This window comes from Azospirillum sp. UENF 111221, assembly GCF_058780625.1.
In genome coordinates this window covers 440020-452682 of sequence record NZ_JBSNCH010000005.1, presented here as the reverse complement: position 1 = coordinate 452682, position 12663 = coordinate 440020, and the positions used below count along the sequence as shown (strand labels likewise).

12 protein-coding genes and 1 tRNA gene are annotated in these 12663 nt (G+C 65.8%); 4 read left to right on the top strand and 9 right to left on the bottom strand.

Translation table 11 applies throughout. The features are described 5' to 3' along the window. Nucleotides 1-39 precede the first annotated feature (39 nt). A tRNA-Gln gene (locus ACWPN3_RS16575) sits at nt 40-114 on the top strand. A 155-nt stretch (nt 115-269) separates the two neighbouring features. Here ACWPN3_RS16575 and ACWPN3_RS16570 read toward each other — a convergent pair. Beyond that, nucleotides 270-1529, bottom strand: a complete 1260-nt coding sequence (locus ACWPN3_RS16570; protein WP_492240535.1) for a calcium-binding protein — start codon at nt 1527-1529, stop codon at nt 270-272. 157 nt (nt 1530-1686) lie between these two features. Then, the gene (locus ACWPN3_RS16565; protein WP_492261589.1) at nt 1687-2472 is read right to left on the bottom strand and encodes a helix-turn-helix transcriptional regulator; all 786 of its coding nucleotides are present in this window, start codon (nt 2470-2472) and stop codon (nt 1687-1689) included. A 166-nt stretch (nt 2473-2638) separates the two neighbouring features. Here ACWPN3_RS16565 and ACWPN3_RS16560 point away from each other — a divergent pair, with 166 nt between their 5' ends. Then, on the top strand, nt 2639-3403 hold the full coding sequence (locus ACWPN3_RS16560) for a class I SAM-dependent methyltransferase (RefSeq protein ID WP_492240533.1): 765 nt from the start codon (nt 2639-2641) through the stop codon (nt 3401-3403). 9 nt (nt 3404-3412) lie between these two features. Here ACWPN3_RS16560 and ACWPN3_RS16555 read toward each other — a convergent pair whose 3' ends face one another. Continuing rightward, complete coding sequence (locus tag ACWPN3_RS16555; RefSeq protein WP_492240532.1) at nt 3413-4606, bottom strand: MFS transporter; 1194 nt, start codon at nt 4604-4606, stop codon at nt 3413-3415. A 130-nt stretch (nt 4607-4736) separates the two neighbouring features. Here ACWPN3_RS16555 and ACWPN3_RS16550 point away from each other — a divergent pair, with 130 nt between their 5' ends. Then, nucleotides 4737-5639, top strand: coding sequence for a LysR family transcriptional regulator (locus ACWPN3_RS16550; RefSeq protein ID WP_109446172.1), 903 nt, complete (start codon nt 4737-4739; stop codon nt 5637-5639). Nucleotides 5640-5729: 90 nt separating this feature from the next. On the opposite strand, the gene ACWPN3_RS16545 is transcribed toward ACWPN3_RS16550, so the two are convergent. From ACWPN3_RS16545 to ACWPN3_RS16535, 3 genes are all read right to left on the bottom strand, one after another. Then, nucleotides 5730-6230 (bottom strand): single-stranded DNA-binding protein, encoded by a 501-nt coding sequence (locus ACWPN3_RS16545; protein ID WP_492261588.1) that lies wholly within the window; start codon nt 6228-6230, stop codon nt 5730-5732. Between the two features lie 320 nt (nt 6231-6550). After that, the gene (locus tag ACWPN3_RS16540; RefSeq protein WP_109446168.1) at nt 6551-6979 is read right to left on the bottom strand and encodes a response regulator; all 429 of its coding nucleotides are present in this window, start codon (nt 6977-6979) and stop codon (nt 6551-6553) included. A 212-nt stretch (nt 6980-7191) separates the two neighbouring features. Continuing rightward, nucleotides 7192-7914, bottom strand: a complete 723-nt coding sequence (locus ACWPN3_RS16535) for a hypothetical protein (RefSeq protein ID WP_247872957.1) — start codon at nt 7912-7914, stop codon at nt 7192-7194. A 435-nt stretch (nt 7915-8349) separates the two neighbouring features. Here ACWPN3_RS16535 and ACWPN3_RS16530 point away from each other — a divergent pair, with 435 nt between their 5' ends. Next, nucleotides 8350-9996, top strand: coding sequence for a hypothetical protein (locus ACWPN3_RS16530; RefSeq protein ID WP_492240530.1), 1647 nt, complete (start codon nt 8350-8352; stop codon nt 9994-9996). A gap of 108 nt (nt 9997-10104) precedes the next feature. Here ACWPN3_RS16530 and ACWPN3_RS16525 read toward each other — a convergent pair whose 3' ends face one another. The 3 genes from ACWPN3_RS16525 to ACWPN3_RS16515 all read right to left on the bottom strand — a co-directional run bounded on the left by ACWPN3_RS16525 (nt 10105) and on the right by ACWPN3_RS16515 (nt 12589). After that, on the bottom strand, nt 10105-10659 hold the full coding sequence (locus ACWPN3_RS16525; RefSeq protein ID WP_492240529.1) for a hypothetical protein: 555 nt from the start codon (nt 10657-10659) through the stop codon (nt 10105-10107). After that, complete coding sequence (locus ACWPN3_RS16520; protein WP_492240528.1) at nt 10656-11279, bottom strand: hypothetical protein; 624 nt, start codon at nt 11277-11279, stop codon at nt 10656-10658. The genes ACWPN3_RS16525 and ACWPN3_RS16520 overlap by 4 nt, the downstream gene beginning before the upstream one ends. A 182-nt stretch (nt 11280-11461) precedes the next feature. Then, the gene (locus ACWPN3_RS16515; protein WP_492240527.1) at nt 11462-12589 is read right to left on the bottom strand and encodes an acetoin utilization protein AcuC; all 1128 of its coding nucleotides are present in this window, start codon (nt 12587-12589) and stop codon (nt 11462-11464) included. Nucleotides 12590-12663: the final 74 nt, after the last annotated feature.

Below are 12663 nucleotides of genomic sequence, written 5' to 3'. Positions count from 1 at the left end.
GCCGCTCCTTCCGGCGATACGAGAGATCGCCGCGCCGGTTGGGGCGTCGCCAAGTGGTAAGGCAGCGGTTTTTGGTACCGCCATCCGCAGGTTCGAATCCTGCCGCCCCAGCCAACTCTCCCAATTTTTAAATCAGTAAACTTTAAGCCCGCCCTTCGGCGGGTTTTCGCGTTTCCGGCGGCCGGACCAGCACCGCCCCCTTTCGAGATCGGCACTGGCCACGAGGTACGGAACGCGAGGCGTTCCGTACCTCCCGAGCCAATCTTTCCTTAAAGAGCGGCGGCCAGCGAAGCCGAAGCCTGTTCGGACGCCAGGAACTGCGCCGAACGGCTGGTGGATGTCGTCAACGGTGCGGCAGACCGTCCCTCACGGTACCCCGACGTCACATAATGCGTCGCGGCGCCGAGTTCGCTGGTGCCATACATCCACCGAAGGTCCGAGTACCGCGCAAGATAGGCAGACGCGTTGAAACTCGTCGACCTGCCTTCAAGCCGTCCTGCGGTGGCATAGTGGAGCGCCGCAGCTGTCGTGTTGGTTCCAAATACCTGGATGAGATCCGGATTGGCGGCGATGTAGCTCATCGCGTTGAAGCTGGTGCTGCGACCCTCCAGACGTCCGGCATTGATATAATGCTGGGTGGCGGCGACAGTGTTCGCACCGAATGCGGCGGCCAGATCGGGATTAGCCGCAAGGTAGCCTGCGGCATCGAATGTCGTCGAGCGGCGCTCGCGGATGCCGGCGCTCAGATAATGGCTCAGCACCGGCGCGGTGTTTCCGCCAAATGCTGCCGCAAGGTCGGGATTGGCCGCAAGGTAGGACAGCGGATCGAACGCGGAAACGCTTGAGGTTGCAACCGTCCGGTCAGTAAATCGGATGAATTCGACCCCGATCAACTGATCGTAACCGCTGGAGTCGTAGACATAGACCGACCCGCCATAGCTGAAGCCGGTGCTGGACGTCGTGCTCCCGCTGCGCTGGACGGTGTCGGTACCGGCCCCACCGTCTATGATGTTGTTGCCGGACCCGCCATCCAAAAGATCCGATCCGCCGCCACCGAGAATGGTGTCGTTCCCCGCATAACCCCGCAATGTATCATTGAACTCCGAGCCGAACATCGTGTCGGCACCGGACAGGATCGAGGAGCGTGCGGTGCTGCTCCCGCCGCTCGACAGCCATCCGAGGAAGGTCGTCGCGGGCACCGCCAGATTATCGACCGTATAGGTCGGCGTGCCGTTCGACAGGGAGCGTATGGTGGAGATCGTTCCCCCCACCACATTGGTACCGGTCGAATTGTAGGCGAAATTTCCATAGAACTCGGTGACTGCACCACCGCCGTAATTCGCTGCAATATAAGTGCTGTTTGCACCCGATATCTGCGCAAACAGAAGATCGGCGATATAGATATTGTCGGTGTTAACCCCGGTCGCACCACCCGCGATAAAGCGTGCCATAGGCCTTCCCCTGATTTTTGTTACGTTCGCCTTCAGCTTGATGCGTTTTATTCGTATGATGATTTCAAGGTCGCTCAAGCTGAACGAAAACAGCCTCAGGGTAGCACAACCTCAGGGTACGAAAAACATGCAACTGCATTTTTCTGCAATGGCTTGCGGCAGAAAATTGCGACCCGTTCTCCCGGACCGCTCGTGAACCGGTGCCAAACGGCGCAGGGCAGTCGGATCGGCAGCCCTACTCCTGGATCTCCGCGAACTCGTTCGTGGAAGGCTCGACCAGCATCACCAAGGTGAATGCGGACCGGTCACCCGGACGCAGGGTCACCTGCTCCAACGTCAGGGCGCCATCCAGCGGATGATTGAATCGGCGCAGGCCTCCTTCGCGCTCCAGAACACTCTGGTCTTCCCACAACCGGGCGAACAGCGGGCTGGCCTGCCGCAGTTCCTCGACCAGTTGCCGAAGCGTCGGGTCGTCCGGGTGCCGGGCCGTTTCGGCACGAAACTCCGCCAGCAGCCGGCGGCAACGATTCTCCCAATCCTGAATGAAATCGCGGGCCGACGGGTCGAGGAAGACATAGCGCAACAGATTGGTTTCGACGCTGCCCAGCCAACCGGAGAAAAGCCGCTCCGCCCGGGAATTCCAACCGACGGCGCTCCAACACCGGTCGAGAAGATAGGCTGGCGCGGTCATCGCCGCCAGCGCCGCAAGCAGCGACGCCGGGGGGCCGTCCGCCTGCCCCGCTCTCGGCATGTCCGGGTCGCGCTTGCGGGTCAGTTCAAACAGATAGGCCCGTTCAGCCGGGGTCAGGTGCAGCGCATTCGACAGACGCGCCAATGCCGCGGGAGAAACCGAAACGTCGCGGCCCTGTTCCAGCCATGTGTACCAGGTCGGACTGATGCCGCAGAGCTGCGCCAGTTCCTCCCGCCTCAGGCCGGGCGTCCTACGGCGGGCGGAACCGGCTCGAACGCCGGCCTCTGCCGGAGTCGAGTCGTTCGCGGTGACGCCGCAGAAAGGAGGCAAGCAGGCGGCGGCGGTCGGCCATTGGATCGGCGGGAGCCTGACCGGTGGGGGCGGATGTGCGGATCATGGTGGCAGTGCTTATACCAGGATAACCACCTGCCTTGTACCCGGTTACGAATGGCGCAACGCTCGCCAAATCAGCCACCGAATTACAAGGAAGCCCTCGATGACCCGGAATCACCATGGCGTTGTTGCCGAGAATTACGGTCCACGGGCCGATGCCTATGTGTCCAGCGCAGTTCATGCCGGTGGCGCCGACCTGGACCAGATCGAGCAGGCCTTGCAGGGCCGATCCGATGCGCGGGTTCTGGACCTGGGCTGCGGCGGCGGCCATGTCAGCTACCGCGCCGCTCCCTATGTGGCGGAGGTCGTGGCCGTCGACCTGACGCCGGAGATGCTGGAGGTGGTCGCCCGCACCGCCACGGAGCGCGGCCTGTCCAACATCGCCACCCGGCAGGCGCCCGCCGAACGGCTGCCCTTCGAGGATGGCCGGTTCGACGTCGTGCTCTGCCGCTTCACCGCCCATCATTGGCGTGATTTCGAGGCCGGACTGCGGGAGGCGCGGCGGGTGCTGGCACCGGGTGGGATTGCGGTCTTCATCGACTGCATCGCTCCGGCCGCCGCCATGCTGGACACCCACTTGCAGGTGGTCGAGGTGCTGCGCGACCCGTCGCATGTCCGCAACTATACGGCGGCTGAATGGATGGCGGCGTTGGCGCGGGCGGGCTTCGCCGTCCGGTCGCTGACGCCGCGTCGCCTGCGCATGGAGTTCCCGGTGTGGACCGCCCGCACCCGCACCCCGGACCTCCACGCCCAGGCCATCCGCTCGCTCCAGCGCAGTGCGGCGGCAGAGGTCCGCTCCCATTTCGACATCACCGATGACGGCAGCTTCCTGCTCGACACGCTGACGCTGGAGGCGGACCCGGTTTGACAGGCCGGTTCAGCAGGTCGCCGGAACAGTCGCCCGGCGGTCGGTCTCCCGCCTGTCGAGCGCACCGCTCGCCAGCGTCAGGACGAGACCGCCCAGAACGAACAGCCCACCGACCCAGGGCGTGGCGCCGAGACCGAGCGGGGAGGAAACAACCTGCCCACCGAAGAAGGCGCCAGCCGCGATGCCCAGGTTGAAGGCGGCGATGTTCAGCGCCGACGCGACATCGACCGCCTCCGGCGCGTGACGCTGCGCCAGCTGAACGACATAAAGCTGAAGGCCCGGGACATTGGCGAAGGCCAACGCCCCCATGCCGGCCAGCGTGACCAGCGCCGGAACCTTGGCGTCCGCAGTGAAGGTGAAGACGATCAGAACCAGAGCCTGCAAGGCGAACAGCCAGGCGAGCGCCCGGACCGGCCGACGGTTGGCGAGCCGGCCGCCGACGACATTGCCGACCGCGATGGCGGCACCGTACAGAACCAGGACGAGGCTGACGGTCGAGTTCGAGAAGCCGGTGATCGTCTCGAGGATCGGCGCCAGGAAGGTGAAGGCGACGAAGGTGCCGCCATAGCCGAGTGCGGTGATGGCGAAGGCCAGCAGAAGCCGCGGCTTCGTCAATACGCCCAACTGCGTGCCCAGTCCGGCGGCCGGCGGCTGGCTGAGCCGTGCCGGCACCAGCGCCGCGACGCCCAGCCCGCCGACGACGCCAAGCGCCGACACCGCCAGGAAGGTGGCGCGCCAGCCGAAGGTCTGTCCAATCCAAGTGCCCAGCGGCACGCCGGTGACGATGGCGATGGTCAGGCCGGAGAACATCATGGCGATGGCCGAGGCGCGCCGGTCCTCCGGCACCAGATCGGCGGCAATGGTCGAACCGACCGAAAAGAAGACGCCATGGGCGAAGGCGCTCAGCACCCGTGCCACCAGCAGCGTCTCGTAATTGGGGCTGATGCCGGCCAGCAGGTTACCGGCGACGAACACCCCCATCAATCCGAGCAGCAGCGGTTTGCGCGGCACCCGGCCGGTCAGCGCGGTCAGGATGGGCGCGCCGAACGTGACGCCCAGCGCATAGACGCTGACCACCATGCCGGCCAGCGGCAGGCTGACGTCCAGGTCGCTCGCCACGGTGGGGAGCAGGCCGACGATCACGAACTCCGTTGTCCCGATCGCATAGGCGCTGATCGCCAGCGCCAGCAGTGCAAGTGGCATTTCCAAGGTCTCCATTCCAAGAAGGACTGTGCTGGGGAGACGATGTGCGCCATAAGGTCAGGAAGGGGAATACCAGCCCAGTTCGCATGATTTTGTCATTCAGGGATAAGGCAAGGATGGAGATGCCGGAATGAGCGATCCGCGCGCCTGGGAAATGCGGGTTTTCCTGCGGGTTGCCGCCCAGGGCAGCTTCAGCGCCGCCGGGCGCGATGTCGGCATGACGCCGTCATCCACGGCGAAGCTGGTCGGTCGGTTGGAGGAACGGCTGGGAGTGCGGCTGGTCGAACGTTCTACCAGGAAGCTGCGCCTGACCGCCGAGGGAGAACTGTATCGGGAGCGGGCACAGACGCTGCTGGGAGAGCTGGACGCGCTGGATGCGGAGATTGCTGGCGGCGCCCGCGCGCCGACCGGCCTGATCCGCGCCAACGCCTCGGTGCCGTTCGGCCAGCACTGCCTGCTGCCGCTGCTGCCCGAGTTCCTGCGCGACCATCCCGGCATCACGATGGACGTGACGATGACCGACGAGGTGGTGGATCTCTATGCCGCCCGTGTCGATGTCGCCTTCCGTGCCGGCCCCTTGAGCGATTCGGCGCTTCTGGCCCAGCGGCTGGGCGTCGTCCGGCGCAGGATCGTCGCCTCCCCCGCTTATCTGGACCGCAAAGGCGTACCGATGACCGCCGCGGATCTGGAGGCGCATGACTGTCTGGGCTTCAACTTCCGCCGTGCCGCCGCGGTCTGGCCGCTGAAGTCCGGCGGACGGCTGGTGGACCGCGAGGTGCCGACCCGCATCCTGGCCAACAATGGCGAGACGGTTCGCCATATGGCGTTGCTGGGGTTGGGGCTGGCGCGGCTCGCCGAATACCACGTCAGAGACGATTTGCGCGAGGGACGGCTGGTCGCGGTGCTGGACGACACGCTGGTCGACACCGAGGAAATCCACGCCGTCTATACCGGCCGCGACCGTGCGCCACGCCGTGTCCGGGCCTTTCTCGACCATATGGCCCCGCGCTTGCGCGCGATGCTGGCCGGCTGACTTGCCGAACTGACTTGCCGGATGCCGAAAAAGAAATCGGCCGGATGACTGGCATCCGGCCGATGGAACGCACCGCTTCGGCGGATTGCGTCAGAACGGGATCTCGTCGTCGAGATCCTCGTGACGGGGCGGAGCGCCACCGCCGCCACGGTTGCCGCCCGAGGAGCCGCCGCCGTAATTGCCACCACCACCGCTGCCGCCGCCATAGCCGCCGCCGCTTCCGCCGCCACGCGATTCGTAGCCGCCACCGCCGCCGCCGAAGCTGCCGCCGCCACCCTCTTCACGGGCGCCGCCGGTGAAGTCGATTTCGGCCACGCGCACCGACAGGCCGGCGCCGCGGGTGCCATCACGCTTCTCATACTCGCGCAGGGTCACTTCGCCCGAAACGACGACGCTCTTGCCCTTGGTCAGGTGCTGAGCCAGCAACTCGGCGCGGCGACCCCATATCGAGCAATCGACCCATTGAGTCGTCTTGCGCTCGCCAAAGCCGACATCGTTGGCGACGCGGAAACCCAGCACCTTTTCGCCGCTCTGGGTCGTGCGCAATTCGCCGTCCGCGCCCAGGCGTCCCGTAAACGTCCAAACATTCATCGCTCGTTGCTCCTAAGCGCGAGTGTCCCAGCATCCATGCCGACCCGTCAGGATGCCCGGCGGAGGCACCCAGATGCCGAGGGTTCCCATTCGCAGGGCCGGCTGTTCAATGGCGACCATCCCCCCGGTCCCGCGCAACGAAGCACGAGGGACCGACGCCGGTCAACCGCCGTCGGAAATGCTCCGGCGATGTTCGGACCGGCGCACTCGCCCTGCCGCTCCGCACCAGAACACTCCATGAACAAATATAGCAGAGGAACAGGCGCGGGAAAACCGAATCCTTCGGCTTAGCGCAGGAAACCCGGCAGTCGACGCTGTGATCAGCGCAGGCGGCGCGCCGCCAGATCCAGGGCGATCTTCAGCTGTGCATGCGAAAAGGGCCTGTGCACCACGCCCAGCGGATAGGTTTCGGTGATGCGCGCCATGGTGCCATGGTCGCTGTTGCCCGACAGGAAGATGGACCGCAATCCGTGGTCCAGATTCAGCCGGCGCGCCACTGCGATGCCGTCCCCGCCGCCGAGATGCGCATCGGTCATTGCAAGGTCCGGCCGTTCGCGCAGTGCCAGTTCGACCGCCTCACACTCTGTCCGGGCAATGCCGCAGACGGTGTGCCCCAAATCCGCCATCGCCACCGACAGGGCGTCGGCGATGGCGGGGTCATGCTCCACCAGAATGACGCGCAACGGCTGCCCTGGCGTACGGGTGCGGTGGGGCAGATGCTGCTTGGCGATGGCGTCGACCCGGAGCATGCGACCGACCTCGGACTTTGCAACTGTTGCGCGGTATGCGGCAAATCTTGGTAAAATTTCGTTTACCGATACGCCGTTTGTACTAGAACCTCCCCGAATTTGCAAGCTCAATCGTTCAGAATCTGACCTTTCGCGTGGAGCGCAGAAGGGGGCGAGGGCGCCGCGAATCGCAGCGCGTCCGACGCCTGTCAGAATCGGGCTTTTAGCCGATGTCAGCGTCCGGCCGGACCCAGCCAGTCAATTCCACCCTTGGGTCTTTGGCCAGCGTTGGCGGTGGCCCGCACCGTTGCCGCACGGGATGGCGGCGGTGGTGGCGCCGGTTCTCTGGCAAGCCAGGGTGCCTGCCCTTCGGCCGGTCGGGCAAGCGCCGGGGCCGACGACGGAGAGGCTGGGCTGGATGGCTTTACCGCCGCAGCCTGCGGCAGGGCCGGTTCCAGGGGGCCGGGAGATGGAGACGCTTGCGAAGCCGGCGGAGCCAGAGCCGGCCGGGACGGCCGGACCGGCAAATCGGCCACCGGCAAATCGGCCGGACGCGGCGGCGCGCCAACGGCCTGAAGCGGTTCGTCGTTCCGCTCCAGCCCATCATCGCCGCCCCGGCCGCCGGACATTCCTTCGTCGGACATTCCCTCTTCGGCCGCCTTCCCCCAGGCCATCGCGGCAGGCTGTCGCAGGCGGGGAGCGTCGGCGGCTCCCAACCAGGACGGACGCTCGTCGTCAGACAACGGGCCGGTTTGGGTGTTCAATTGCCGGGCCTGCTCGCGAATTTCCAGCAGGGTGGTGACCGCCAGTTGCAGCAGCGGCGCCAGCACCATCGGGTCGGCCATTTCCTCGGCGGTGAGCGCGGCAAAACGGTCGCGTACCGTCTCCACGGCCTGCTCCACGCCATCACGCAGGGCGCCGGCCTCGTGGGCCAGCCGCTCCAGATCCTCGCGCAATGCAGAGATTTCGCACGCTTGCCGCAACTCGTGAAAGCCGATGCCCGCCCCCGGCAAGGGTGCGGATCGCCGGTCGCGTGACGAACCAAAATCGTGAGGCATCCTGGCCTTACCCCGGTTCCAAGCCCAGCCCGATGAAGACGTCCGATCCGTCGGAAACGGCGGCGCCCACCCTTATGGCAACCCGCGCAACCGGCAGGCGGTTCCAAAAGCCAACGTCATGGCGCCATTTGCCGGAGCGTCGGCGAAGTTGCCCGGCGTCACCGATGGGTTCACGATCGGGCAACACTGTTTAGCGCCGTTGATGTCGTTTGGAAACCGTTTGCGCGTGATGGCCGCTTGTACTATTTTTTCGGCCCCAGGGGAATGGATTCCTTGCGATCCAACATCCAGGCGCTTCCCCGTCGCCATTTCATCTTGCCGGAATCCCATACGGTGTCGATCGACCGCTCGGAACTTGAACGGCTCCTTGCCGATCGCCCGGCTGGCAACCGCAGCGCCATGCAGGCGGTGCGCGAAAGCTATGCCGACATCGGGCTGATGCGCGAGCGCGGCCTGTCCTGGGCCGAGATCTCCGATCTGCTGGCCAAGCTGGGGGTGACTGCCCGCGACAACCAGCCGATCTCTCCCGTTACCCTGCGCTCCGCCTTCTTCCTCGTCGGAAACGAAGGACGCGGCGAGGCCGCCGGCGACCATGGCGCCGCAGCCCTTCCCGCCGAAACCCTGGCAGCCGTGCATGAAGCCGCCCTGTCCGCCGGCCTGAAGGACGAAGCGGCAGATGCGGATGAGCACGGCCCGGATGAGGATGGCCCCGAGAAGGAAGACGGGAAGGATGGCGGGAGCGATTCCGCCGTCGAGCCCGTGACGGAGGCTGCCGACTCCGATGCGGAACTGCTGACCGAGACGACAGATCCTGATAGCGAGCTTGACGGCGAGGATGCCCGGGCGAACGCTGTCGCGGATGAGCCGCCAACTCAGGAAGAGCCTGCGCCCGCCGAAGAGGGCAAACCGGCCCCGAAGGCAGTCGAGGAACCCTCACAACCCGCCTCCCCTGCCCTGGACCTTCTCGCACCGGCGACCGCCGTTGCCGAAGACCGGCCGGCGGAGGACGAGACCGGAACCGGGGAGGATGAAACGCCTCCCGAACCCGCAATGACCAGGCCGGAACCGCAGCCGGCTTCCCATCAGACGTCCACGGCGGTTGCGCCGGGCACCGGCTCTCCTGTATTCCCGCCGATGCCTGCCACGATGACCCAAGACGACTCAACAAACGCATACTGGAAAGGCGATCGCATGCTGGGCACGATCTTCGTCCTCAATGACCGCGGCGGCGTCGGCAAGACGCTGCTGTCCCATCACCTGATGGCGACCGCCATGCTGGAAGGCCTGCAGCTGAAGGTCGTCGAGTACGAGGTGAACGAGCGTCTCGCCCGCCTGTTCGGCCCGGACGTGGTCGAACACCGCCGCATCACCCAGGACTTCATGAACATGATGGGCTCGGGCGACGGCTTCTACGAGTTCTGGGACCTGATCGGGCCGGAATTGCAGCGCGGTGGCCGCCTGTACGACTTCGGCGGCAACATCTCGCAGTGGTTCTTCAATTGGGCCGAGGTGTCGGGCTTCGACTATTACGTTGGCGAAGGCGAACGGCTGACCTTCATGGTCCCGGTGACCGTCGACCTCGCCTCGCTGTCCACCGGCATGACGACGCTGGAGCGGGTGGCGACCATCGCCCCGAAGGCCAAGCGCGTCCTTGTGGAAAACGGCTTCTCCGGCCCGTTCTCCCAGCTGGAGGACAGCCAGTATGCCCGCCGCAAGGCGGAGATGGTGGAACGCGAGGGCCTGCAGGTGATCTCCATGCAGCCCTGCACCGCCCCGGCCTGGGCGCGCCTGACCGGCCACCGGCTGGATCAGGTGGCGACGATGACCCGCGAGGATCTGGTGAAGCTGGGCATGACCCCGCCGGTCGCCTCCCGTTCGCTGATCATCATCCATGAATGGCTGCGCAACATGCGCCAGTCGCTGTCGCCCTACCTGCACGACGCCTTCCGCCAGACCCCGGCCACCGCCAAGGCGCGCTGACGTCCGGGTTCGGAGTAGACCGAGCAGCGCAAAGGCCCTTCTTCCGCGACCGGAAGAAGGGCCTTTTGCTTTTTCCGAAGACTGGGCGGTGCTTGTTTCCGCCGTGCTCTAAGCCGCGCTTTGGGCCGGGCTGGCGTTGTAGAGATCGTCCTTCACCGGGGCCACCGACCGCACCTGATAGCCGGGCCGGGCGCTGAAGCGGCGGTTGGCACGTTCGCCGGCCTCGCGGTCCGACTCCGCCCAGACCAGATACTGGCGCCCACGTGCCCATTCGACGGCCAACGGGTGGGCGGCATCGATCTCGCCGATCTGCTGGTTCACCACGGTGACCAGCCATTCCTTGTCGCCGGGATTGCGCCGGTCGGTCAGGATCAGGATTTGGGGGCGACGCTTCGACTGCGCTTCGGTCAGGCGCTGTTGCACCTCCACCTGCTTCTTGCACAGTTCCACCATCTCCCGGGTCAGCTCCTCGATCTCGGCATGGAGAGTCTCCTCCTCCCGATGCAGGCGGTGGATGGTGGCATCCAGCTTGTCGAGGTTGTTGCGGACACCGCGGACGCGCTGGCGCGCCTGCGAGACCCGCTGCTCGACGCTCATCAAGATGTTGCCGAGCCAGGCGCCGATGGCGACGATGGCCAGGACGATGATGAAGTTGATCATCATGTGGCGGCACCCGCCTTCGCCCGGGCGGTTGCGGGCGGCGTCGGCACCCCCTTGCCGGCGGCCCTGCCTCCGGCCATCCCACCGGCCCGCGCATCGCCGCGCATGAACGTCTTCTGGAAACCCATTTTGAACGGAAAGGCCACGTCGCACATCTGCTTGGCCTCGTCGAAGCTCGACGCCCAGACCTCGGCCACGTTCGTGCAGCGCCAGATGGGGTTGACCTGCGCCCGCTCGCCGGCGGCGCGGGCAGCGGCCGATGCCTTTTCCTGCGTCACCGTCGCGACGAATTTCATCAGTCCGGCCTGCGGGTCGCCGACCTCATGCACGAACATCGGCGGCTGGTCCGACAGGTCCCGAACCTGTTTTTCCGCCTTGCGGATATCGCTTTCCAGCCGGTTGCGGTCGGAAGACTGGCTGTTCCGACGCTGGACCAGATGGTTCACCCGGTTTTGAAGCTCCTGCGCCTCGGCATGAAGGACGTAGATGCGGTTCTCGATCTGGTCCAGGCCGTTGCTCTTTTCCATGATGTTCGGCAGGAAATCCTTCAGCATCATGGCGACCGGGACGGCAGCCAGCATGATGATGACGATGGCGATCAGGAACAGCGTGGTGTTCGACATCCGCCCGCCCGTTCTCCTACCGCAAATCCCGCCGAAGCCCGCATCACCCGATGCGGAAGCTGCACCGGCGCAGCAGAAGTAAGAATCAACGAACAATCCGACCCCGTCAACGAATCGTCACAGGTTGGTTCGAATTTCGTCGGAATGAGTCGGTCGGCTGCGGGGCAGGACACCTCCACCCTTCAGGACATTGCAATCTCCACCACCCGCTTCACAGCATCCCGCACCGGACCGGGACGCCGTTCGTCGCCCAGCGTGGTGAACCAATGTTCCGGCGGGTTGCGGCCGGCGGCACGGTTCCAGGTCAGGGCGCGCAGCACCGCCTCCGCCTCCGCGGTCGGACGCACGGCGGGATCGATGTCGTTCATCACCGCCCAGATCCCGGCCCAGCAACGCCCGACCGACCACGGGTTATAGCCGCCTCCTCCGACCACCAGCACCCGCGGCGCCAGGGGAAGCAGCGCCGCGACGGCGTCCCACAGGGCAAGGTTGGACAGCTCCAGCCGGCTCAACGGATCCTCGGCCAAGGCATCGGCGCCGGTCTGGATCACCATCGCCTGCGGTCGGAAGGCACGGGCGAGAGGCAGGACCGCCGCCTCCATCACATGCTCCATCTCGCTGTCGTTGAAGCCCGGCGGGACCGGCAGGTTGCGAGCCATGCCGCCGGCGCGGTCCTCCACCTTGCCGGTGTAGGGCCAACGTCCGTCCTCGTGGATGGACACGGTCAGCACCCGGTCGTCGTCGGCGAAGGCTTCCTCCACCCCATCGCCATGATGGGCGTCGAGATCGACATAGAGGACCCGCTCCAGCCCATGGTCCAGCAATTCCAGAATGCCCAGTACCGGCGCGTTGAAATAGCAAAAGCCGCTTGCCCGGTCCCGCCGCGCATGATGCGTCCCGGCGGCCGGCGCATAGACCAGACCGGCGGGCCGGTCGCCGAGAATCCTGGCCGCCTGCAACGCCGATCCGCTGCTGTGGGCCGGCCGCCGGTACATCTCGGCGAAAATGGGATTCTCCAGCTTGCCGAGATTGTGGCGGGCGGCGGTCGCCTCGTCGACCCGCTGCTCGGCCTCCGCCCTCTTCAGCGCGGCGATGTAGTCGGATGTGTGGAAGCGCGCCAGTTCGCGTTCGCTCGCCACATGGGTGTCGAGATAGACCTCGTCCGGCAGCCAGCCCATGGCGCGGCTGAGGTCGATGGCGGTCGACACGCGCGGAATCGCCAGCGGATGCTTCGGCCCATAGGTCGAGCCGCGGTAGATTTCCCCGCCGATGAACAACGGTGTGCGGAAGGGCGTGGTCAGGACGGGCACTCCTAATCAGGTTTCTCCAGATCGGGCAACAGGCCCGGCCTGGAGAAACCTGCGGACTCTATGGTTTTGCAGGT